The organism is Acidobacteriota bacterium, from assembly GCA_016716905.1.
Taxonomy (GTDB): domain Bacteria; phylum Acidobacteriota; class Vicinamibacteria; order Vicinamibacterales; family SCN-69-37; genus SYFT01.
The window spans coordinates 449322-470791 of the sequence record JADJUS010000004.1; the positions used below are offsets into that span (position 1 = coordinate 449322).

General features: G+C 65.3%; 19 protein-coding genes. 14 read left to right on the plus strand and 5 right to left on the minus strand.

The window, feature by feature from the left end:
• Positions 1–24 precede the first annotated feature (24 nt).
• The 5 genes from IPL75_05905 to IPL75_05925 all read left to right on the plus strand — a co-directional run bounded on the left by IPL75_05905 (position 25) and on the right by IPL75_05925 (position 6004).
• Positions 25–801: an FAD:protein FMN transferase gene (locus tag IPL75_05905; GenBank protein ID MBK9239791.1), complete on the plus strand. Its 777-nt coding sequence runs from the start codon at positions 25–27 to the stop codon at positions 799–801.
• Entirely contained in the window at positions 801–2033 is a 1233-nt protein-coding gene (locus IPL75_05910) for a Gfo/Idh/MocA family oxidoreductase (GenBank protein ID MBK9239792.1), read from the plus strand. Before IPL75_05905 ends, IPL75_05910 begins: the two co-directional genes overlap by 1 nt.
• Before the next feature lie 56 nt (positions 2034–2089).
• A complete protein-coding gene (locus IPL75_05915) occupies positions 2090–2431 on the plus strand; it encodes a PadR family transcriptional regulator (GenBank protein ID MBK9239793.1) in 342 nt (113 codons plus the stop codon).
• Complete coding sequence (locus IPL75_05920) at positions 2428–5058, plus strand: ABC transporter permease (protein ID MBK9239794.1); 2631 nt, start codon at positions 2428–2430, stop codon at positions 5056–5058. Before IPL75_05915 ends, IPL75_05920 begins: the two co-directional genes overlap by 4 nt.
• Before the next feature lie 103 nt (positions 5059–5161).
• Entirely contained in the window at positions 5162–6004 is an 843-nt protein-coding gene (locus IPL75_05925) for a neutral zinc metallopeptidase (protein ID MBK9239795.1), read from the plus strand.
• 183 nt (positions 6005–6187) lie between these two features.
• Here the strand turns inward: IPL75_05925 and IPL75_05930 are convergent, their stop codons facing one another.
• Positions 6188–6973 carry a YwiC-like family protein gene (locus IPL75_05930; GenBank protein MBK9239796.1) on the minus strand — a complete coding sequence of 262 codons (786 nt, stop codon included), beginning with the start codon at positions 6971–6973 and terminating at the stop codon, positions 6188–6190.
• Positions 6974–7047: 74 nt separating this feature from the next.
• On the opposite strand from IPL75_05930, the gene IPL75_05935 reads away from it, so the two are divergent.
• The 3 genes from IPL75_05935 to IPL75_05945 all read left to right on the plus strand — a co-directional run bounded on the left by IPL75_05935 (position 7048) and on the right by IPL75_05945 (position 10645).
• Positions 7048–7389 carry a helix-turn-helix transcriptional regulator gene (locus tag IPL75_05935; GenBank protein MBK9239797.1) on the plus strand — a complete coding sequence of 114 codons (342 nt, stop codon included), beginning with the start codon at positions 7048–7050 and terminating at the stop codon, positions 7387–7389.
• Positions 7386–10091, plus strand: coding sequence for an ABC transporter permease (locus IPL75_05940; protein ID MBK9239798.1), 2706 nt, complete (start codon positions 7386–7388; stop codon positions 10089–10091). The genes IPL75_05935 and IPL75_05940 overlap by 4 nt, the downstream gene beginning before the upstream one ends.
• Positions 10092–10201: 110 nt before the next feature.
• Positions 10202–10645 carry a DinB family protein gene (locus IPL75_05945; GenBank protein ID MBK9239799.1) on the plus strand — a complete coding sequence of 148 codons (444 nt, stop codon included), beginning with the start codon at positions 10202–10204 and terminating at the stop codon, positions 10643–10645.
• An 89-nt stretch (positions 10646–10734) separates the two neighbouring features.
• Here the strand turns inward: IPL75_05945 and IPL75_05950 are convergent, their stop codons facing one another.
• The gene (locus IPL75_05950; GenBank protein ID MBK9239800.1) at positions 10735–11397 is read right to left on the minus strand and encodes a hypothetical protein; all 663 of its coding nucleotides are present in this window, start codon (positions 11395–11397) and stop codon (positions 10735–10737) included.
• Between the two features lie 101 nt (positions 11398–11498).
• On the opposite strand from IPL75_05950, the gene IPL75_05955 reads away from it, so the two are divergent.
• Positions 11499–12626, plus strand: a complete 1128-nt coding sequence (locus IPL75_05955; GenBank protein ID MBK9239801.1) for a PilT/PilU family type 4a pilus ATPase — start codon at positions 11499–11501, stop codon at positions 12624–12626.
• Here the strand turns inward: IPL75_05955 and IPL75_05960 are convergent.
• Positions 12619–13041: an FKBP-type peptidyl-prolyl cis-trans isomerase gene (locus IPL75_05960; protein MBK9239802.1), complete on the minus strand. Its 423-nt coding sequence runs from the start codon at positions 13039–13041 to the stop codon at positions 12619–12621. The two genes, IPL75_05955 and IPL75_05960, sit on opposite strands and share 8 nt — an antisense overlap.
• A gap of 23 nt (positions 13042–13064) precedes the next feature.
• Here IPL75_05960 and IPL75_05965 point away from each other — a divergent pair, with 23 nt between their 5' ends.
• From IPL75_05965 to IPL75_05985, 5 genes are all read left to right on the plus strand, one after another.
• Positions 13065–13886, plus strand: a complete 822-nt coding sequence (locus tag IPL75_05965; GenBank protein MBK9239803.1) for an alpha/beta fold hydrolase — start codon at positions 13065–13067, stop codon at positions 13884–13886.
• 7 nt (positions 13887–13893) lie between these two features.
• Complete coding sequence (locus tag IPL75_05970; protein MBK9239804.1) at positions 13894–14673, plus strand: SDR family oxidoreductase; 780 nt, start codon at positions 13894–13896, stop codon at positions 14671–14673.
• Between the two features lie 12 nt (positions 14674–14685).
• Positions 14686–16053 (plus strand): sodium:alanine symporter family protein, encoded by a 1368-nt coding sequence (locus tag IPL75_05975; protein ID MBK9239805.1) that lies wholly within the window; start codon positions 14686–14688, stop codon positions 16051–16053.
• 120 nt (positions 16054–16173) lie between these two features.
• Entirely contained in the window at positions 16174–18618 is a 2445-nt protein-coding gene (locus tag IPL75_05980) for a DEAD/DEAH box helicase (GenBank protein MBK9239806.1), read from the plus strand.
• Positions 18615–19934, plus strand: a complete 1320-nt coding sequence (locus IPL75_05985; GenBank protein ID MBK9239807.1) for a ribonuclease H-like domain-containing protein — start codon at positions 18615–18617, stop codon at positions 19932–19934. The genes IPL75_05980 and IPL75_05985 overlap by 4 nt, the downstream gene beginning before the upstream one ends.
• A 37-nt stretch (positions 19935–19971) precedes the next feature.
• On the opposite strand, the gene rpmE is transcribed toward IPL75_05985, so the two are convergent.
• Positions 19972–20244: a 50S ribosomal protein L31 gene (gene rpmE / locus IPL75_05990; GenBank protein ID MBK9239808.1), complete on the minus strand. Its 273-nt coding sequence runs from the start codon at positions 20242–20244 to the stop codon at positions 19972–19974.
• Positions 20245–20370: 126 nt separating this feature from the next.
• Positions 20371–21339, minus strand: a complete 969-nt coding sequence (locus tag IPL75_05995) for an aldo/keto reductase (GenBank protein MBK9239809.1) — start codon at positions 21337–21339, stop codon at positions 20371–20373.
• Positions 21340–21470 lie beyond the last annotated feature (131 nt).

Sequence of the window (21470 nt, forward strand, 5' to 3'; positions counted from 1 at the left end):
ATTCTGCGGCTCGCCACGGCTGCCATGGGCACGCGCTTCGAGTTGGCGATCGTGATGGACGAGGCGCAGCAGTCTGAGGCTCAGTTGCGCGCCATTGGGGAGCTTGCCCTGCGCGAAATCGACGACTGGCATCAGCGCCTCACGCGCTTCGAGGCCGACAGCTGGCTCTCGCACGTCAATCGCACTGCCGCTGACGAGGCCGTGCCGCTGGATGATGAGATGTGCGCATTGTTTGCCGACGCGATCGCGGTATGGCGCGATTCCGATGGCGCATTCGACATCGCGCGAGGTCATGGCGCCGCCATGGTGTTGGATTCAGGCACGCAGACGCTGCGATTCCTGCATGATCGGGTATCTCTCGATTTGGGCGCGATCGGCAAAGGCCACGCGCTGGATTGCGCCGCGCAGTGTTTGCGGCACCACGGAGTGACGCGCGCGCTCGTGCAGGGCGGCACCAGCAGCGGGATCGTGATGGGCGCGCCTCCTGTCGGCCGGTCGTGGCGCATCGGCCTCTCGTCCGCATCCGTTTCAGGTGAGATTGCCGATGCAATCGATCTTGCTGATTCGTCCTTCTCGGTGTCTGATGACGGAAGCCAGGTCCAGGCGCCGGGTGGCAGGCACATCGTGGACCACCGGCCGACGGGCGACGTATGTAGGCGGCACGCGTCTCGACGGGTGGTTGTCACCGGGCCGTCCGCGCGGTTGACCGACGCCTGGTCCACGGCGCTTGTCGTGTTGGGCGAAGTGCCGCCGGCGTTTCCCAGCGGATACGCTGCACGTTTTATTGGGAAGGAACGTTGATGGCCCGAACTCCTCACGATCGACGAACATTCATCACCCGCACGGTCGGCGCTCTTGGCGGTCTGGCGCTGCTGCCGTCACCGTCGCTGCTGCTGCCACGCCTGCTGGCCCAGGCGAAGTCTGTGCGGGTCGCGGTGATTGGCACTGGCCGCCAGGGTCGCGCGATCCTCACTGAACTTCAGAAGATTCCCCAGGTGGAAGTGGCGGCTCTGTGTGACCGTTCGGCGGCGCGGCTCGAGAGTGCACGTGGACGCGCGCCGAAGGCTGCGGTGTTCCAGGACCACCGTGCGCTCCTCGATGCCTCACCGGACATCACGGCCATCATCGTGGCCACACCCACCCATCTGCATCGCGCCATCGTCGAAGACGCGATTGCCGCCGGACGGCACGTGTTCTGCGAGTCTCCTCTGGCGTCAACGGTTGAAGACTGCGACGCGATGGCGGCCGCAGCCGCGTCGGTGAAGACCGTGTGCCACGCCGGGTTCCAGGGCCGGTCCAATCCCACGTATCGCCGCGCGCAGCCGCTGGTGCGATCTGAACTTCGCGATCTTGTGTCGTGGTTCGGGCAATCGCACCGAAAGACCACGTGGCGTTTTCCGGCTGGTGAGGGCGAGACCGATCAAGCCGCGAACTGGCGACTGGACCCTGCAGTGTCCACTGGCCTCGCCGGCGAAGTTGGTGCACAGCAGATGGATGTGGCCGCGTGGTGTCGCGGCAGTTACCCGAGCCGGATTACCGGCCGCGGAGGCGTGCGGCTGCACAAGGATGGGCGAACGGTGGCCGACACCATCGAGGTGGATCTCACGTGGGACGATGGAGTTGGCATGCGGTATCAGGCGACGCTTGCCAATTCACACGGCGGCGCGTTTGAACTCGTGCATGGCATCAACGGGTCAATCCGTTTCGCGTGGACCCACGCGTGGCTGTTCAAGGAGGCCGACGCACCCACGCAGGGATGGGAGGTGTATGCGACCCGCCAGCAGGTGATGGATCAGGAAGGCATTGTGCTGATTGCCAACGCCACCCAACTGGCCGAGCAGGGCCAGCTGCAAGCGGGCGCAGGGTTGCCGCATCCATCGCTGTATTACGCGCTCATGGATTTCCTGAAGAGCGTGACCGAGAGCGCTCCAGTGGCCTGTTCGTTCCAGGACGGGGCGCGGTCGTCCACCGTTGGCATCCTCGCCAACCGCGCGGTCGTCACCGGCGAAGCCCAGATCCCGGGCAACAAGTAGCCGCGAGCTAACCAACCGCGCCAGCGTTCGTCTATATGTACGGTTAAATAGTACATATGCCCCCACGCAACAGTCTTGGTGAATTGGAACTTGTGGTCCTGATGGCGCTGATGCGTGCTGACGAAGGCGCCCACGGTGCGGCCATTCGTGAAGAGATCGCCGTCACCACTGGACGGCAGGTCACACCCGGCGCAATTTATCCCACGTTGGACCGCCTTGAGCAACGCGGACTGGTCCGTTCGTACATGGGCGAGCCTGTGGCAGCGAGAGGTGGCCGCGCCAAGCGCCATTTTGTGCTCCTCAAACCGGGGTTGGCAGAAGTGCGTCGCGCCTGGCAGCAATACGCGCGGCTCGCCACAGGTCTGGAGTCGGCCCTCGGCAAAGGACGAGCGCGATGAGCGGGCGCGAGTGGCTCGTGCGTCTATTCAGCCGCGCGATTCCGGCTGCCTATCGTGAGGAGGTGGTGAGCGACGTGCAAGACCAGCACACGCGCCTCGCGCCGCTCCTTGTGGCGCTCTGCCGGAGTGGCCGCGACGCACGCAGGCAGCTCGCCCGTCCGCGCACAGCAGGCGCCGGCTGGTCTGGCGTGTGGGCCGATCTCGGTGGAGCGGTCCGGATGCATCGCGCACGTCCCGGCGCGGCGCTGGCCATCACGCTCATCCTCGCGCTGGCCATCGGACTCAACACCTCGGTGTACAGCATGGTGGAGGCCGTGCTGGTCAGGCCCTTGCCGTTCACCGACGTCGATCGCCTGGTATTCGTCTGGAATGCATCACCACACCACGAACGGGAATCGATGGCGCCGGGCCGAGCGCTGGATCTCCGAAACAGAATCGGCGCGCTTGAGGGCGCCGCGCTTATCGGCCACCTGTCGATGACGGTGACCGGCAGGGAAACCGCCGATCGATGGTTCGGCGCCAGCGTGTCCTCGAGTTTCTTCGATGTGCTGGGTGCGCCGCCTCTTGTGGGGCGGACCTTTGCGACGGCCGCACCGGATCGCGACGTGGTCGTGCTGAGTCATCGCCTCTGGGTGTCGCAGTTCGGCGCTGAACCATCGGTCGTGGGTCAGCGGCTGGTGATGAACGGCCGCCCGCGCACTGTGGTGGGAGTGATGCCCGCGGACTTCTACTGGCCGTCCATTACGCCCGAGACATCCGCCGACAACCCTCCGCTGTTCTGGACCTGCGCCCCGCTGCCGGATGTGCCCGAACGCATGCTGCCGTATGACGAAGACATCATCAGGAACAGAACGATGGGCTTCCTGCGGATGGTGGCGCGGGTGCGGTCCGACCGTACGGTTGAGGCCGCCCAGCAAGAGGCCGCAGTGGTGGCGGCGGCTCTGGGTCGCGAGTACCCGACGACCGACGGAGGCCGCGCGGTGAGCCTGGTGCCCGCGCGCGATCAACTGTTCGGCGCGGTCGCCCGGCCGATGTGGTTTGTGCTGCTGGCAAGCGCACTCGTGGTGTTGGGTGCCTGCGTGAATGTCGGGAATCTGATTCTGGTGCGCCAGGCGGGCCGCCACCGCGAGTTGGCCGTTCGCTCTGCGTTGGGGGCGGGGCGAGGCCGCCTGATGCGGCAGTTGATGATCGAAGCCGGTGTCCTCGCGATCGCGGGAGGCGTTGGCGGCGTGGCGGTGGGATTCGCGGGGTTGAAGGGGCTTGTGGCCATCGCGCCCGACAGCGTCGGCCGCCTCGACAACGCGATGATCAACGGCTCGGTGCTCGCATTCACGGCGCTTGCGACGCTCGTCAGCGCGGTGGCGCTCGGCGCGTTGTCGGCGGTGGCCTTGTGGCGCGATCGCTCTGCCGAAGACCTGCGCGCGGCGGGCACGGCCGAACGCGGACACGGCCGTCTCCGGCACGGACTGATCGCCGTCGAGGTGGCCCTGGCCGTGGCCCTTATGGTGGGCGCGGCATTGTTCGGCCAGAGCCTGCTCCGGTTACAGCGCGTGGACGTGGGCTTCGACACGCGACACCTCCTCACCTTCGACATCATGCTGACGGGCGTGCGCGCCGAACACACGGCCAAGCAGTTGGAGTTTTACAGCGGCCTCCTCGATCGCATTCGGGCGCTGCCTGGTGTGCAGGGCGCAGCGGGCGCGTTCACATTGCCCATCGGAGGCGATGACTTCGGTGCATCGGCGTTTCCGGAAGGCCGTCCACTTCCGCCGCCAGGCGCGGATCGCCGCATTGGGTTTCAGATCGTCGGCGACCGGTGGTTCCGCACGCTCGGCATGCAGGTGCTCGAAGGGCGCGAGTTCGGGCCCGAAGACGAGCGTCAGGCACCGGGGGTGGTGATCGTGAATCAGGCCCTGGTGGATCTGGAGTGGCCGGGTGAGAGCCCCATCGGCCGTCGTCTCAAGTACGCGAGGGAAGCGGACGCGCCATGGCTGACGATAGTTGGTGTGGTGAGCAACGTGCATCACCTGGGGCCCGCGGCCCCGCCTCGGCCGGAGATCTACCTTCCCTACAGCCAGATGTCACAGGCAATGATGGCGGTCGCGGTGCGCACCACCGGTGATCCCCTCCTGCTCGTGCCGGCGATTCGTGCGGCGGCGGCTGTGGTGGATCCAAGCCAGCCGATTTCGGGCGTCAGCACGATGGATGCTTATCTGCAAAAAACCTACGGTCGTGCCAACTTCCTGACCACCCTGACGCTGCTGTTTGGAGTGGTGACATGCCTGCTGACGGTGGTGGGGGTGTACGCCGTCACAAGTTTCGCCGTGACCCAGCGGACCAGGGAGTTCGGCGTCCGTGCCGCCCTCGGGGCCAGCCCCCGTCGTCTCGCGCGCGAGGTGCTGAGGAGCAGCCTCGCACCGGTCTGGATTGGTGTGGCCGTCGGCATCGGTCTGGCCATGTGGAGTGGGCAGCTCGTCTCCGCCCTGTTGTTTGCCACCGAGCCGCTTGACCCAGCAGCGTATGTGGCCGCGACATCCATATTGATCGTGACCGCCGGTCTGGCCAGTGTGGTCCCGGCTCGGCGTGCCGCGCGGCTCGATCCCGTCAAAGCCCTGCGCGATGGGTAGGGTCCAGAGTCCAGAGTCCAGGGTCCAGGGTCCAGGGGCCTGCGTGGAGTGTGCTGCCCGGCACAGATCGTGTTGGTCGGTTCCCGATTACAATCACACTGCGATGAAATGGCAGGGACGACGCGAGAGCAGCAACGTCGAGGATAGGCGGGGCGTGTCGGGTGGCATGCGCGCCGGAGGCCTCGGCATCGGCGGGCTGGTACTGTTGCTGGCGGTTTCGTACTTCACCGGGCAGAACCCTGCGGATTTGATCTCAGGGCTCGACCAGTCTGGCTTGTCGACTGGTGGTGAACAGCCGGCTGGTCCGCCAATTGACGACGAGGCCTCGAAGTTTCTGAAGGTCGTACTCGCCGATACCGAAGAAGTCTGGGCGACGCTGTTTCAGGAGCAGGGGAAGAGATACGAGCCGGCAACGCTCGTGCTGTTCACGGGCGCCACGCAAAGCGCGTGCGGCGTTGGTCAGGCCGCGATGGGCCCGTTCTATTGTCCCGCCGACCGTCAGGTGTACCTCGACACCTCGTTCTTCCAGGAATTGGACCAGCGGTTCGGCGCGCCTGGCGACTTCGCGCAGGCCTACGTGGTGGCGCACGAAGTGGGACACCACATCCAGACGTTGACCGGCGTGTCGGCGCGTGTGACCGCGGCGCAGCAGCGTGCGAGTACGACTGAGGCGAACGCGCTGTCGGTTCGTCAGGAACTGCAGGCCGACTGCTACTCCGGAGTCTGGGGTCACTACGCCGCGCGAAGAGGCCTGGTGGAGACCAACGACGTAGAAGAGGGCCTGCGTGCGGCCGCCGCGATCGGTGATGACCGGCTGCAACGTGAGTCACGAGGCCGCGTGTCACCCGAATCGTTCACGCACGGGTCATCCGCGCAGCGCGTGGAGTGGTTCCGCCGTGGGCTTGAGGGCGGCCGGATGGACGCCTGCGACACGTTCCAGCGTTAACACCCGTGCCGGTTCCGCCAGCACCGCCTCGTCCGCCCCTTCCGCCAGATCAGAAGCCTTCCGTCAATTCGCCGGTTGACGTATGTCCCGTCTGCAGTGAATCCACCAACCTTGCACTGGTCAAGGGATGCCTGCGGTGCCTCCGCTGCGGATTCAAGTGGGACTGCAACGGCTGGTAACGGCCTACCGAATTGCCACGGCCATCAACGCAAGGGTCAGCCCGCTGACGCCGATCACCGACCAGCCAATCTGCCTCAGATGAGTGCCGCGCACTGGTGCAAACACCAGTGCGACGAACGTCACCAGCGCCGGAATGGGAATGGTGAGCGCGAGATCTGGCACATGGCCGGCACGTGCGAACGACCAGACCACCAGCGGTGTCGCCATGCCCAGCAGCCATCCGAGCGCCAGCGCGCGACTGACCGGGCGCCGCGTGCTGCGCGCGATGACCAGATGCACGGCACACGTCGCCACGCCGAAGACGCCGGTCCAGATCAGCCAGATCGCCGCAGCGACGGGAAGCGACACGCCGCCGGCGAGTCCGACCGGGACGCACCAACTGCTGAGCGTGAGGGCGGCCATCAGCTCACCCAAGAGCGTGTGTTCACGTCCGAACCAGGCGAGCGCGACTGACGCGACCGACAAACCAGCGGCGACGCCGACGGCCGTCAAGGTGGCCGATGTGAGTGAGGGCGCGGCCCACGCGGCGCCCAACAGGGCGGCGCCTCCGAAGATGGCGACCGATCGCCAGGCCACGGCGTGGGCGTCGCGTTTCGCCCGAAGACCTCGGGCGCCAGCGAGGACCGAAAATCCCTCGTGGGCCAGGAAGCCGCCCACCGCCAGCAGCGACAGCCCCCAGGCCGCACGCCCTGGCCGTGCCAGGAGCAGCGCGGACATCAGGGGAAACAGCAGTTCCCCGTAGGTGCCGTGTTCACGGGGCCAGAGAATTTTCGCGCTCGTGGCAGCCACGTCTCTATGTTGCGCCAGAACCTGGCGGAACTTTAGGCAACTGATCGCCGTCTGGGCACATATCCATATTGGACATGTCCGAAATTATGGCCACCGAACCGCTGAAACCCGCCGTCTTCCATATCCTGCTCGCGCTCGCCTCCGGCGACAGTCACGGCTACGCCATCATGCAGGCCGTACGCGATCAGTCGGCAGGGCGCGTCCCGCTGCAGACCGGCTCGTTTTATCGCCACCTGAGCCGTCTGACCGACCTTGGCCTGGTGACCGAAGCGCCGACGCCGCGTCAGGTTGAAGACCCCCGGCGCGGCACCCACTACCGGCTGACTCCACGTGGCCGGCAGGCGCTGGAACTGGAGCGACAGCACCTGTCGTCGCTGGTCACCTCGATGAATGCGCTCAGGAAGGGCACGTCGTGAGCACGGAACGGTGCTACCGCGTGTTGTTGCGCGCCTACCCGCCGAAATACCGCGCACGGTTTGCGGGCGCGATGCTTGAAACCTTCGCGTGTGACTACGCCCGTGTTCGCAAACACAGCCGGTGGTCGGTTGTGTCGTTCTGGATCGTCACCATCGCGCAGGCCATGTGGTTCGGTGCGGCTGAACGCCGCGCGACTGCGGCGCCTGCAGGAGCGCCCATGCCGCCGAAACGTTTTCGTCTCTCGCTGTTGCCAGATATTCGGTACGCGCTGCGGCTGCTCGCGCGCAGTCCGTTGTTTGCCGTGACGTCCGTCGTGTCACTCGCCCTCGGCCTTGCCGCCACGACCGTCATCTTCAACCTGGCCGATGCGATGATGTTCCGGTCCAGTCCAGGCGTGCGCGAGGCGGCTCGTGTGGTGGATATTGGCCGGTCCACCAACGGGTCGGGGTTCGACAACATGTCGCACCCCACGTTCAAGTACTTGCGCGATCACGCGCGGAGTCTTGAGAGCATATCGGCCACGACATTTGATCCCACGCCGCTCAGCCTCGCCGCCGATGGCGGAAGTGAGCGGATCTTCGGTCAATTGGTCTCGGCGTCGTTCTTCGATGTGCTGAAGGTTCAGCCAGCCGCGGGCCGCTTCTTCCGTACTGATGAAGATCAGGTGGCGGAGGACCGCCCGGTGGCCGTGCTGACGCACCGGTTCTGGCAAAGTCGCTTTGGTGCGGATCCCGGAGTGGTTGGCCGCACGGTGCGTCTCAACAACCGCGACTTCACGGTGGTAGGCGTGGCCGAAGAGGGCTTCGATGGCTCAACCTTGTTGGGCACCGACGTCTGGGTGCCAATGGCCATGGTAGGTACCGTGCGCGGCAGCATTGGGGCGAACATGCTGACGAGTGTGCGAGGCGTGTGGCACACCGCTCTCGGCCGCCTCGCACCCGGCGTCACGGCAGAGCAGGCCCAGACGGAACTTCAGACGTTGTTGGCGGCCTTCAAGGCAGCCCACCCGGAAGTGCCTGAGCGTTACGGTATTGCGGTGGCGTCGTCTGGTCGGTTGCCGGCGGCGGTTCGTATGCCGTTCAGCGTGTTCTTCGGCGTGCTCATCGCGTTGACGGGCGGGCTGTTGGCCATCGCCTGCAGCAATGTGGCGGGCATGTTGCTGGCGCGTGCCACGGCGCGCCGGCGCGAGATCGCGACGCGACTGGCCATTGGCGCGAGTCGGGGCCAGCTTATCGCGCAGCTGATGACCGAGACGTTGGTGCTGTTCATCGTCGCGGCCCTTGTGGCGCTGCCGCTCGCGGTGTGGTTGTCTGCTGTGCTTCAGTCGTTCCTGCCCGCCCTTCCGCTTCCAATTGCCATCGATTGGACAATGGGCTTCCGTGCGATGAGCTTCGCCATGGGGCTCTCGTTGCTTGCGGGACTGGTGTTTGGTCTTGCCCCGGCTCGTCACGCGTTGCGCACGGACTTGTCCGCCGCCCTGCACGGCCACGCCTCCACCGCCACCCGAGAACGGCTCCGGCTGCGCCACGCGCTCGTCGTGGCCCAGGTGGCGCTCTCGCTGACGATGGTGATTACGGCGGGGTTGTTTGTCCGGACGCTGCTCGCGGCGTCGCAAATCAGCCCCGGATTCCGCATCGCGAACGTGGACGTGGTGTCGGTGGACACTACGCTTGCTGGCGCCGACGGGCAAGCCGCGGTCACGTTGGTTGGACGCGTGGTTGACGCGCTGCGCGCCGTGCCTGGCGTTGATCGCGTGGGGCACTCGCGCATGGTGCCGCTGCAGGGCGGCGGAATGGGGCTGGGTGGCGTGCGTGTGCCCGGCCTGGGCGAGGAGGCCCTCCAGCGCGTGAACGACTCGGACTGGGACGTGGTCTCGCCAGACTATTTCACGACGCTCGAGATGCCGATCGTGCAGGGGCGCGCCTTTTCGGCGGACGACCGCGAGGGACGTCCGATGGTGGCGATGGTGAACGAGACCTTCGCGCGCATCGCGTGGCCGGAACAGTCGGCCGTGGGGCAGCGGTTCTGGCAGACCGACGGTGGCGCCGACGAGGGACGGCCACTCGAGGTGGTCGGCGTGGTGCGTGACGCGAAGTACCGCTCCATTGCCGAGGCGCAGGCGCCGTTCATCTACGTGCCGTTCGCACAGCAACCGCAGACATCGGTATCGGTCTACCTCGCGCACGGCGGGGGACTGAATCTGGGCAATGAGGTTCGGCAGACGCTGGCGCGCGTTGAAGCGAGCCTGCCGGTGGTGTTGCATCAATCATTGGACGAGGCCACCACCATCAGCCTGCTCCCGCAGCGACTGGCGGCGTGGGTGGCCGGCACCGTGGGCAGTATCGGCCTTTTCCTTGCGGCGCTGGGTCTGTATGGCCTGACCGCGTTTCTGGTGGCGCAGCGGACGCGCGAGATCGCGATCCGGATGGCGCTGGGGGCGACAGACCGCCAGGTGCTCTCGATGGTGTTGCGCCAGGCGGCGAGGCTGGGTGTGGTGGGCGCGGTGATCGGACTGGTGCTTGCGGCCGGTCTGGGCCAGGTGGTGCAGAGCCTGAGCCTGCTGGTGAACGTCCAGTCCACCGACCCACTGACGTTCGGCGCAGTGGGGCTCCTGATGGCAGCGGTGTTACTGGCCGCCAGCCTGTTGCCCGCCCGACGTGCGGCCCGCACCGACCCGGCGACCGCCCTGCGCGCCGAATAAATGAGCCCGGGGCCAGAAAACGACCTCTGAGGTCGGTCTTTATTTCTCCTCTGAAAAAAAAGACCGACCTCAGAGGTCGTTTTCACCACCGGCTCATTTAGGATCCCGCCATGGCCACACTCTGGAACGACGCGGATCGACAAGCGCTGGTCACCCGGCTGCGCAACCTCACACCGGAGGCCACGGCGAAGTGGGGACGCCTGACCGCCCGCGGAGCGTTGGCGCATCTGCACGACGCGACGCGCATGGCCCTTGGCGAGCTGGTGGTGAAGCCGAAGAAACTTCCGATCCGCTACCCGCCGCTCAAGCAACTGATCATCTACGTCGTGCCGTTTCCCAAGAGCGCGCCGACCGCGCCTGAACTGGTGAGCCGCCAGGCGGATGACTGGACGGCCGAATTGGCCGCGCTTGAGGGCGCTGTCGACCGCCTCGTTGCCAAAGGCGCGTCTGCGTCGTGGCCGGACCACCCGGCATTTGGTTCACTGACCCACCGCGCGTGGGGCGTGCTGGTGTACCGCCACACCGACCACCACCTTCGGCAATTCGGTCACTGACCGGAACCGGCCAATCCAAAACGACCTCTGAGGTAGTCATTTTTTCCCCTCTCAGGAAAATAACTACCTCAGAGGTCGTTTTTTGTTCGCTATTTCTTGACTGGCACGGGTGCCAGTTTGTAGGTCACATCCAGTGTCGAGACGTGCAGGTTGAGCGACTTCCCGACTCGAAAACCCAGGGCGCCATCGGTGACCACGTCGGCGCGAGGCACGCGCGCAATCTCCTTGTCGTTCGCACTGAACACCACCTCGGTCGCCCCCACATCCACCTTCAGCACGTTCTTGGCGGTGTCGTCGCCTCCCGGATGTGGCAGCACCGCTGTATTGGCCTTCCAATCCACAAGCGCGGTGGTGGTGGCGCCCGTACGCTTCAGGATGGCCGCCTGACCGTCGCGGCGCGCGACGAACGCCGTGTAGGTGGGCGTCGCGGAGGTTTGTTCGAGCGCGCTGCCGCCGATAAACAATCCGTACTCCTCCTGGCTGTCGCCAGGGAACAGGAAAATCTGGGACTGCACCGAAAAATTGCCACGCCCTTCATGCGCCGGGTGGTACAGCAGCACGCCGGGTTTTGTTGTGATGTGCCACCCGGGCGGCATGCCCACGTAGTACCACTGGTCGGCCGCCAGCGTTCCACCGGCGTCGGTGACGGAGGCCGGCGTGTCGGTCCGCCATTTCCAGTCGGTTGGCGTCTTAAGTTGGAACCCGGTGGCCGTCGCACCCAGGGCAGCTACGGTCAGGGTCAGAGCCATCATCAGTCTTCGCATCGTCAACTCCAGGAATCGCAGGCCAGCAGGACCCGCTAGTATCTCTGTTACTCCCGGTCCAGCGCGCCCTTTATTGTCGAGTATTGTGCATGGAACCCATAAACGACCTCGACCGCCTTGCCGACGAACTTGAGCTGCTCAACCGGGAGGGCATTCCGCGGAGCACCGGGCTTGAATCGCTCCTGCGCCTGATGGCTGAGCGAAATGCGAGCGACCTCCTGCTGGTGGCGGGGGAGCCGCCCGCGTTCAGGGTGCACGGCGCGGTGCATCGTGCGGAAGCCGCGATCATGGACGGCGAAGACATCGAGCAGTTGGTGGCGCCGATGCTGCCGCCTCACGCGCAGCGCGCGTTCAGGGAAGCGGGCATCGCCGATGCGTCGATCCGCGTGCCGGGCGTGGGCCGCTTTCGCGTGAACCTGCATCGGGAGCGCGGGCGAGCGGCCGCCATCGTACGGATGCTTCCCAGGGTCGTGCCGCGCCTGGCATCGCTCGACTTGCCGGCCGGCACCGAGGCGCTGACACGGCTCAACCAGGGGCTGGTGCTCATCGGCGGAGCCACCGGGTCGGGCAAGACCACGACCATGGCCGCGCTGGTGGAGGAAATCAACCGCCGTGATGCGAAACACATCATCACCATCGAAGACCCAATCGAGTTCGAGCATACAAACCAGCGCAGCATCATCCAACAGGTGGAAGTCGGGATTGATGCGCCGGACTTCCCGACGGCCCTGCGGTCCGCATTGCGGCAGGCGCCGGATGTGATCGTGATTGGCGAGATGCGGGATCCAGAGACGATGCGCATCGCGCTGGCGGCTGGTGAGACCGGCCATCTGGTGTTCTCGACGCTCCACACGACCGATGTGGCATCGACGATCTCCAGGCTGACGGATTCATTCCCTGCCGAACGGCAGGCCACGATTCGCCAGGAGATCGCCGCGGCGCTGTCGGCGGTGTTCGTGCAGACCTTGCTGCCGCGGAGCGGAGGCGGCCGCGTGCCGGCGGCGCAGGCACTGATGATGAGTTACGGGGCGCGGCAACATGTGCGCCGCAACACGTTGCAGCACCTGCATCAGGAGATCACGATCACCCGGAAAGCCGGGTCGTTCACACTGGAAGAATGCCTGGCGGGCCTGGTCAAAGCCGGCACCGTCGAGCGCGCAGACGCGGCGGTGCGAGCGCAGCACGCCGACGACTTCGAACACGCAATGGCTACTTGAAGTCGAGCAACTCGACGTCGAACACGAGCATGCCCTGCGGCTTTTCGGGAAAGCCTTCGTACGCGAGTTTGGCGGGAATCCAGAAGCGCCGCTTCTCGCCCTTGACCATCAGTTGTATGCCCTCGACCCAGCCGGGAATGAATCCGTTCAAGGGGTACTCCACGGGTTCGCCGCGGTCCACGGAACTGTCGAACTGTTCACCGTCCATGTTCCATCCCGTGTAGTGGACGAGGACAACAGACTTGGCGTTGGGGTGATCCGTGCCGGTGCCGGCCTTGATTGACTTCCACGAAATGCCCGACGCAGTTTTCTGCGCATCAGAGGGAATCGCGAATTCGGCACTACCACCGCCACAGCCAACGAGTGCGGCGGCCAGGATCAGAACAGCACACATTCTGCGCATCATGTGTGCCATCTTAACCTGACTCGAAAGCCCCTATGGAAATGACTCCCAAGTACGCGCATCTGCTCGACCGCACAGTTCGTTATCACGAGGCCGGAAGTGGACGCGCGGTCATCCTGATCCACGCGTTTCCCCTGAGCGCCGACCAGTGGCTGCCGCAACTACATCGCGTGTTGCCAGGGTGGCGCCTGATTGCACCCGACGTGCGCGGCTTCAGGGGGATCGGACAGGCCTACCAGGACGTGGGCCTCGACACCGCCACGATGGCGACGCATGCGGCCGACGTGTTGGGTCTGATGAACCACCTGGATCTCGACCGCGCCGTAGTCGGCGGGCTGTCGATGGGGGGATACATCACGCTGGCGGTGGCGAAGGTCGCGGGCCGGCGACTGGATGGACTTGTGCTGGCCGACACCAAGGCCACAGCCGACACTGAGGCCGGTCGGGCCGCGCGTGACGCGATGATTGCGCTCGTCACCGAGAAGGGACCCGAAGCCGTGGCAGATGCCATGATGCCGAAGTTGATCGGCGAGACGACCAATCGCGAACAGCCTGAGCTTGGCGACGCGCTCAAGACGCTGATCCTGCGCAACACTACCCAGGCCATTGCGTCCGCCGTGCGTGCGATGAAACTCCGGGAGGACGCGACTACCTGGCTGGCCGCGATCACCTGCCCCACGCTGGTCATCTGCGGCGCCGAGGACGTGTTGACGCCGCCGGCAGACAGCGAGGCTCTGGCGGCCGGCATCCCAGGCGCCGAACTTGTGGTGATTCCCGGCGCCGGGCATCTGTCGAATCTTGAATCGCCGATGAAGTTCACGGAAAGCCTCCACCGGTTCCTCGGCCGGATATCATAGGGCGCCTATGGACCTGCAATTGCGCGACAAAGTCGCGATCGTTACCGGCTCGAGCAAGGGACTTGGGCTTGCGTCTGCCACGGCGTTGGTCGAAGAAGGTGCGCGGGTGACAATTTGCGCGCGCGGCGACGCCGCGTTGCAGACGGCAGCCGTCAACCTGCGCGCGCTGGCAGGTCGCGACGACGCCGTGCTGGCCGTGAATGCGGATGTGTCTACGGCCGACGGCGCTGCGGCAGTTGTGGCGCAGACGGTGGAGGCGTTCGGCCGACTCGACATTCTGGTCAACAACGTCGGCAAGGCCGGAGGCACCGACATCGTATCGACCACAGACGATGACTGGACGAGCGCGCTCGACCAGACGCTGTTCCCTGCGATTCGCCTCTCGCGTGAAGCGGTGCCGCACATGCGGCGTACGGGCGCGGGCGTCATTCTGATGATCGCGTCGATCTGGGGGCGCGAGTCGGGTGGACGGATGACCTACAACGCCGTCAAGGCCGCGCAGATCAGCCTCGCCAAAGCGATGGCGCAACAACTGGCCAAAGACAACATCCGCGTGAACAGCGTGGCGCCCGGATCAATTTCGTTTGAGGGTGGCACGTGGTGGAAACGCCAGCGCGACGAGCCAGAGACGATCGCCGCGTTCATCAAGAGCGAGTTGCCATTCGGCCGGTTTGGACGCGCCGAAGAAGTGGGGGCGCTCGTGGCGTTCCTCGCATCGCCGCGCGCAAGTTGGGTATCCGGGGCTTGCGTCACCGTGGACGGATGCCAGTCACGTTCGAATATTTGAGGCGCACATCACATGGCTGACGCGATTCAGGGGCTTGCCGATCTTCTCTTCATGCCGTACATCGTCGCCATCCTGTTGGGGACGGGGCTGTTCCTGACGATACGGTTCAACGTGGTGCAGGTGCGACGCATTCGCGAAGCGTTCCGAGCCATGGTGACCCGGCAGGTGGGCACCGGCGTGGGGGCGTTGTCGCCATTCCAGGCATTCATGACGGCGCTGGCGGCGTCGATCGGCACGGGCAACATCGCGGGGGTTGCCGCGGCGATCATCTCGGGCGGTCCCGGAGCGTTGTTCTGGATCTGGGTCTACGGCTTCCTCGCGACATCCATTAAATTTTCAGAGGCCGTGCTCGGTGTGAAGTTTCGCGAGCAGGTGGGCGACGAGGTGCGAACCGGTCCGATGTACTACCTGCGTGATGGGTTGAAGTCGCCATCGCTCGCGTGGATCTACGCGCTGGTCGCAGGCGTGGCGGCATTGACGACGACGCCGTTCACGCAGCCGAATTCAATTGCGGTGGCGATGGGGCATGTGTTCCCGAGTGGAGACATCGTGTTGCCGATGCTGGGCACGGTGAGTCGCACCGCGTTTTTCACGGGACTCGTGCTCGCGGTGATGACGTGGGCGGTGATCATCGGCGGCATCAAGTCGATCGGCAAGGCAGTGGAGAAGTTGTCGCCGCTGAAGGTCGGGCTGTACCTGCTCGGTGGGTCCGTGGTGATCATCACGTTTATCGATCGGTTGCCGTACGTGTTGTCGATGGTGGTGGACGAGGCGTTCACGATGCGATCGGCGATGGGCTTCGGGATCTTCACGGCCATGCGCTACGGCATCGCGCGTGGCATCTATGCGAATGAGGCCGGGTATGGCACGGCGGCCGTGGCGTACGGCACGGCGAGGTCGGACCGTCCGTCGCAGCAGGGGCTGCAGGCGGTGATGGAAGTGTTCATCGTGTCGTTTGTCACCGGCACGATCAGCGCGATGGCGATTCTGCTTTCCGGTGTGGCCGAGACGTCCATTGCGGCGCGTGCGGCCGGCGGCGAGTTCCTGACGAGCACGGCCGCGGTGGCCAGCGCGTTCAACATGGCGATTCCCGAGGTGGGTGGCTGGGTCGTCGCGGTGTGCGCTTTCCTGTTCGGCTATACGACGCTGATTGGGTGGGCCTACTACGGCGAGCAGTTCCTGGAGTACATCCTTGGCCGCGCGGTGACCATGCCGTATCGGTACATCTACTGCCTGTTGATTCCGTTCGGCGCGGTGATGCGGCCCGAGCTGGTGTGGGCGTGGGGCGACCTGATGAACGGCCTGCAGGTGTTCCCGAACATCATCGGCCTCATCGGCCTGAGCGGCGTCGCCGCCGTTTACGCCCGCGGCAAGACGTAGATGGAAAAACGACCTCTGAGGTCGTTTCGGCGCGGTGGGTACACGAAACGACCTCAGAGGTCGTTTTCTCGTTGTTTCGCCTATTGATCGCCCTGCGACCGGCTGGTACGATGACCCCTCATGTCCAGCCTGCCGGTTCTTCCCGTTGACGCCAGGAGCAAGGACGAGTCGCTCACTCAGGCGCTGTCGCGGATGCTCTCTGAGCACGACCGCGCGCTGAGGGCGTCTGAGGATGACCCCCACGTCACCGCCGTGCGCCGGCTGGACGCCATTGACGCGCAGTACGCACCCTTCCCCGATTCGCTCGACCCACGCCTCCTGAAGGCGATCACCAGCCGGGGAATCTCCCAGCTGTATACCCATCAGGCCGAAGCGGTCGGCCACGCGATGGCCGGCCGAAATGTGGTGACGATCACCCCGACCGCCTCAGGCAAAACGCTCTGCTACAACGTGCCGGTGATGGACGCGATCCTGAAGGACTCGTCCACGCGCGCGTTGTATCTGTTCCCGACCAAAGCCCTCGCGCAGGACCAGCTCGCGGAACTGCATCAGCTGGCCGAACTCATCGGCGCCGAAGGCGGCGGCGACATCGGCGTCTTTACCTACGACGGCGATACACCCCAGGATGCGCGCCGTGCGATCCGCGGCCGCGCGCACGTGGTGCTGAGCAATCCCGACATGGTGCATTCGGGGATCCTGCCGCACCATCCTCGCTGGGCGAAGCTGTTCGAAAATCTGAAGTACGTGATCATCGATGAACTCCACGCGTATCGAGGCGTGTTCGGGAGTCACCTGGGCAACATCCTGCGGCGTCTCGATCGCGTGTGCCGCCACTACGGGTCGTCACCCACGTTCATCTGTTCGTCGGCCACCATCGCCAATCCCCGCGATCTGGCCGAGCGGCTCACCGGTGCGCCCTTTGAGTTGGTGGAGAAGAGCGGCGCGCCGCGCGGAGAGAAGTACTTCATCTTCGTGAATCCGCCGGTGGTCAACGCGCAGCTGGGAATTCGGCGCTCGTATTTGGCCGAGACACGTCGTGTGGCGATTGAGTTCCTCAAGCGGGGCCTGCAGATCATCGTGTTCGCGCAGAGCCGGCTTTCCACGGAAATCCTGACAACCTACATGAAGGACGCATTCGCCGGCCCTCCGGGTGCCGCCGACGTGGTGCGCGGATATCGCGGCGGCTATTTACCGCTGCGTCGTCGCGAAATCGAGCGCGGCCTTCGTAGCGGCGAGGTGCGATGCGTCGTTTCGACGAGCGCGCTCGAACTGGGCATCGACATCGGAGCGCTGGACGTGGCCGTGATGGCCGGCTACCCGGGTTCCATCGCCGCCACATGGCAGCGCGCAGGACGCGCGGGCCGGCGGTCGGGCCGATCGGCGGCGGTGCTTGTGGCGTCAAGCGCGCCGATCGATCAATTCGTGGCCCGCAACCCCGACTACTTCTTCGACGCGTCTCCCGAACACGCGCTCGTCAATCCCGACAACCTGCACATCCTGCTCGATCACGTGAAGTGCGCGGCGTTCGAATTGCCGTTCACCTCCACGTCCACCTTCGGCGCGTTCAACGTGCAGGAGATGCTGTCGATTCTGAGCGAAGAGGGATTTGTCCAGAAGGCCGGCGAACAGTGGCAGTGGACCCACGAGTCGTACCCGGCCGACGCCGTGAGCCTGCGATCGGTCAGCTCCGACAATTTCATCATCGTGGACCTGACCAACGGCGAAAGGGTGATTGGCGAGACCGACTTCACCAGCGGTCCGTCGGTGCTGCACGAAAAAGCCATCTATATCGTGGAGGGGCAGCTCTATCAGGTGGAGCGGCTGGACTTTGACGGCCGCAAAGCCTTCGTGCGCGCCGTGGAGTGCGACTACTACACCGACGCCATCGACTATACGAAGGTCACGATTCTGGACGAGATGACGGGGTCGTCGGAAACGACCTCAGAGGTCGTTTCGGTCGAGCCAAGCGAAACGACCTCTGAGGTCGTTTCCGGCGCCGCTTCCCCCGTCGCCCACCACGGCGAAGTCCACGTCGTCTCGCGCGTGGTCGGGTTCAAGAAGATCAAGTTCTACACCAACGAGAACATTGGTTCTGGCGAACTCGACCTGCCGGAACAGCAGATGCACACCTCGTCGTACTGGCTCACGGTGCCGCGCGAAACGATGGACGCGCTTCCGCATGGGATCGCCGATCGGCGCGACGGCGTGCTGGGCCTGGCGTTTGCGATGCGGAACGTGGCGCCGCTCCTGCTGATGTGCGACAGTCACGATCTCGGGTTGTCGGTGGACGGCGTGACGACTGATGAAGCCGCGCGCACGGCCGGGACTGTGGAGCCGACGATCTTCATTTACGACAACTATCCCGGTGGCATCGGGTTCAGCGAGCCGCTCCACAGCATGCACAGTGACCTTGTGGCGAAGACGCGCGAGCTGATTGACGGCTGCCCGTGCCGTTCGGGGTGCCCGTCGTGCGTTGGCCCCGAAGGCAACACGGGTCCGCTCGCAAAGACCGTGGCGTCGCATCTGTTGAGGCTGTTGTCGCCGTCGGAGATGCAGAGCGCATGAAGGACCTCGCCTCGCGCCTTCGCGCGATCGTGCGCGATCAGCGGCGCGAGCCGACGATGGAGCCTGGCGAGACCGCCGGAATGGCGGTCGCGCCAGGCTCCACCGATCTCGACGCGCAGGCGGCGATCGCCGCCGCGCTCGGCGGGGCCGTCGTGCCGGCCCCGCCGGGCCAGCACGACAGCGCGTCCGCGTGCCTCGTCATCGATCGCGACTACGACGACGCCCGCTACCATGGCCGGCGGCAGGTGGACGCCTGCCGCGTCTCGCCCCAGGCGCCAGTCGCGCTCTTCGAGCCGCGACTGGCGGCCGTCAGCGACTGGGCGTCGCGCATGGTGTTTTTCGACATCGAGACCACCGGCCTCAGTGGCGGCGCCGGCACCGTCGCGTTCCTCGTCGGCTGCGGCTGGTTCGAAGCCGACGGTTTCCGTGTGCGCCAGTGGCTCATGACCGGCCCGGCGGGCGAGCGCGTCCTGCTGGACGCGCTCGCCCGCACGTTCGACGATGCCTCGCTGCTTGTGACGTTTAATGGGCGCACGTTTGATGTGCCGTTCATGGAAATGCGATGGGCATTCCATCGCCAGGACAGCCCCGTGGAGGACGTGCCGCACTTCGACATGTTGCCCGCCGCCCGGCGTTTGTGGAGCCGGCGCGAGGACGACCCGAGCTGCAGCCTCACCGCGCTCGAGCGATCGGTCCTCGGTTTTCATCGAGTGGGTGACGTGCCGGGCTTCGAAATCCCGGCGCGCTATTTTCAGTTCCTGCGTACGGGCGACCCGGCGGTGATCGAAGCCGTGCTCGAGCACAATCGCCTGGACCTTGTGTCGCTGGCTGCTGTCACCGCGCATGCGTTACGGCTGGCCGAAGACGGCCCGCAGTGGTGTCGTGAACCGAGCGAGCAGTTGGGGCTGGGGCACTTCTACGAGCGGCAAGGCGACATCGAGCGCGCGCTCGATGCGTACACGCTGGCGGGGGCCGCAGACGACCGAGACCTGCGCGGCCGCGCGCTCGAGCGCCAGGCGCTGCTGTTGAGGCGCCTCCATCGGTTTGACGAAGCAGCTGGCGCGTGGCTCCGTCTCGTTGAGGGCGCTGCGCGGCCGTTCAGCGGCATCGAGCGCCGCGCCGCAGAGGCGCTGGCGATTCATCACGAACACCGCGCCGGAGACCTCGGTGAGGCCAGACGATACGCAGAGGTCGTGCGAGGTCAGGTCACCGGCCGCCACGTGGCCGACGTCGACCATCGCCTCGGCCGCATCGCGCGAAAGCAGGAAAAACAAAAGGGCGACCCCCAGGCCGCCCCGTTGCTCGATTCCGATTAAAGAACCCTGGACGCTGGACCCAGGACTCTGGACCCGCTTACGCCGTCGCGCCGGCCTTTTTCGCTTTCGCGGCCTTGTTCGCAGCGGTCTGCGTCTTGCGGCCCTCGGCCGTCTGTGCGCCGAAGCGCTTCGTGAAGCGTTCCACACGGCCTTCGGTGTCAATCAGCTTCTGGCGGCCCGTGTAGAACGGGTGGCAGTTGTTGCAGATGTCGAGGTGCAGATCTTCCTTGGTGGAAAACGACTTCCACGTGGCGCCGCACGCGCATCGCACATCAGTTTCGGTGTACTTGGGGTGAATACCAGGCTTCACAGACAGCTCCTTTTACCCGCGAACAAACATTGATTATAGCCCAGACCGGCGAAGCTGCACCATGAACCATCGGACGCACGTACCCGACCCCCGGACTGCAGGACCCCAGGACCCCGACAAATGTCTTTATTTCTCAACAACATAGCCCCTGTCCCAGCGGTGCGCCCGGAGCAGATCCACCAGGCCTGACGGAAGGCCCTTGCCGTCGCCGGCCGCCATGTTGCCCTCCACATGCTTTAGCCTCCGCATGCCCGGAATGACCGTGCTGACCGCCGGGTGCGACAGGATGAAACGCAGGGCCATCTCGGGCAACGACATGCCCGCCGGCACCAGCTCCTTGAGCGCATCGACCCGGTCTACTGCCTCGGCCAACCGCGCCGGTGGGAAGTACTGGTTGCGGAAATCACCGTCGGGCCAGCGCGTGTCTTTGGTGAGCGTCCCGGTGAGACTCCCTTCGTCCAACGGGACTCGCGCGATGATCGCCACACCCATCTCCTGACACAACGGAAGCAGCGAATCTTCCGGCTGCTGGTCGAAAATGTTGTGCACCACCTGGACGCTGTCGATGAGCCCTGTTCGAAGGGCCTCGATGACGTTGGTTGGATCCCAGCGATTGACGCTGATGCCGAACGCCCGCACTTTGCCCGCGCGCTTCAGACGGTCTACGGCCTCCATCCACTCATCGCACTCGGCCCACGTGTCCGTCCAGACGTGGAACTGCTGAAGGTCGATGCGCTCCACGCCGAGGTTACGCAGGCTGGTATCGGTTGCCGCAATCACGTGGTCGGGCGGATACACGTCCGCGATGTCGTACTCCGGCTTGGCCGGCCACTTGCCGTTTTTCGGCGGCACCTTCGTGGCCACAACCAACGGCTTGTCGAGGTGTGCCGGAAGCACCTGAGCCAACAACCGCTCGCTCTTGCCATCGCCATAGGCCAGCGCGGTGTCGAAAAACGTGCAGCCGAGTTCGATGGCGCGATGCAGCGCCGCCACCGACTCCGCATCGTCTGACCCAGTCCAACCGCCCATGCCCCAGAGGCCGTAGCCCACTTCGGAGACGGGCCATCCCAAGCGTCCAAACGTGCGTACGTGCATGGGCACATTGTACGGTCTGTGCTGTTGTGCTGTTGTGCTCCCGAGCCGGCGTGCCCGGTGCTCCGGTGCACGTGAGCACCACCGCACGGCAGCACCCAGCACAGACAGACGATAGTTCGTATTGCGTATTA

Excerpts from the sequence above, each read along its gene's own strand:
- IPL75_05905 (MBK9239791.1), top strand. The coding sequence starts at position 25 with ATGGGCACGCGCTTCGAGTTGGCGATCGTGATGGACGAGGCGCAGCAG.
- IPL75_05910 (MBK9239792.1), top strand. The coding sequence starts at position 801 with ATGGCCCGAACTCCTCACGATCGACGAACATTCATCACCCGCACGGTC.
- IPL75_05915 (MBK9239793.1), top strand. The coding sequence starts at position 2,090 with ATGCCCCCACGCAACAGTCTTGGTGAATTGGAACTTGTGGTCCTGATG.
- IPL75_05920 (MBK9239794.1), top strand. The coding sequence starts at position 2,428 with ATGAGCGGGCGCGAGTGGCTCGTGCGTCTATTCAGCCGCGCGATTCCG.
- IPL75_05925 (MBK9239795.1), top strand. The coding sequence starts at position 5,162 with ATGAAATGGCAGGGACGACGCGAGAGCAGCAACGTCGAGGATAGGCGG.
- IPL75_05935 (MBK9239797.1), top strand. The coding sequence starts at position 7,048 with ATGTCCGAAATTATGGCCACCGAACCGCTGAAACCCGCCGTCTTCCAT.
- IPL75_05945 (MBK9239799.1), top strand. The coding sequence starts at position 10,202 with ATGGCCACACTCTGGAACGACGCGGATCGACAAGCGCTGGTCACCCGG.
- IPL75_05950 (MBK9239800.1), bottom strand. The coding sequence starts at position 11,397 with ATGATGGCTCTGACCCTGACCGTAGCTGCCCTGGGTGCGACGGCCACC.
- IPL75_05955 (MBK9239801.1), top strand. The coding sequence starts at position 11,499 with ATGGAACCCATAAACGACCTCGACCGCCTTGCCGACGAACTTGAGCTG.
- IPL75_05960 (MBK9239802.1), bottom strand. The coding sequence starts at position 13,041 with ATGGCACACATGATGCGCAGAATGTGTGCTGTTCTGATCCTGGCCGCC.
- IPL75_05965 (MBK9239803.1), top strand. The coding sequence starts at position 13,065 with ATGGAAATGACTCCCAAGTACGCGCATCTGCTCGACCGCACAGTTCGT.
- IPL75_05970 (MBK9239804.1), top strand. The coding sequence starts at position 13,894 with ATGGACCTGCAATTGCGCGACAAAGTCGCGATCGTTACCGGCTCGAGC.
- IPL75_05975 (MBK9239805.1), top strand. The coding sequence starts at position 14,686 with ATGGCTGACGCGATTCAGGGGCTTGCCGATCTTCTCTTCATGCCGTAC.
- IPL75_05980 (MBK9239806.1), top strand. The coding sequence starts at position 16,174 with ATGTCCAGCCTGCCGGTTCTTCCCGTTGACGCCAGGAGCAAGGACGAG.
- IPL75_05985 (MBK9239807.1), top strand. The coding sequence starts at position 18,615 with ATGAAGGACCTCGCCTCGCGCCTTCGCGCGATCGTGCGCGATCAGCGG.
- IPL75_05995 (MBK9239809.1), bottom strand. The coding sequence starts at position 21,339 with ATGCACGTACGCACGTTTGGACGCTTGGGATGGCCCGTCTCCGAAGTG.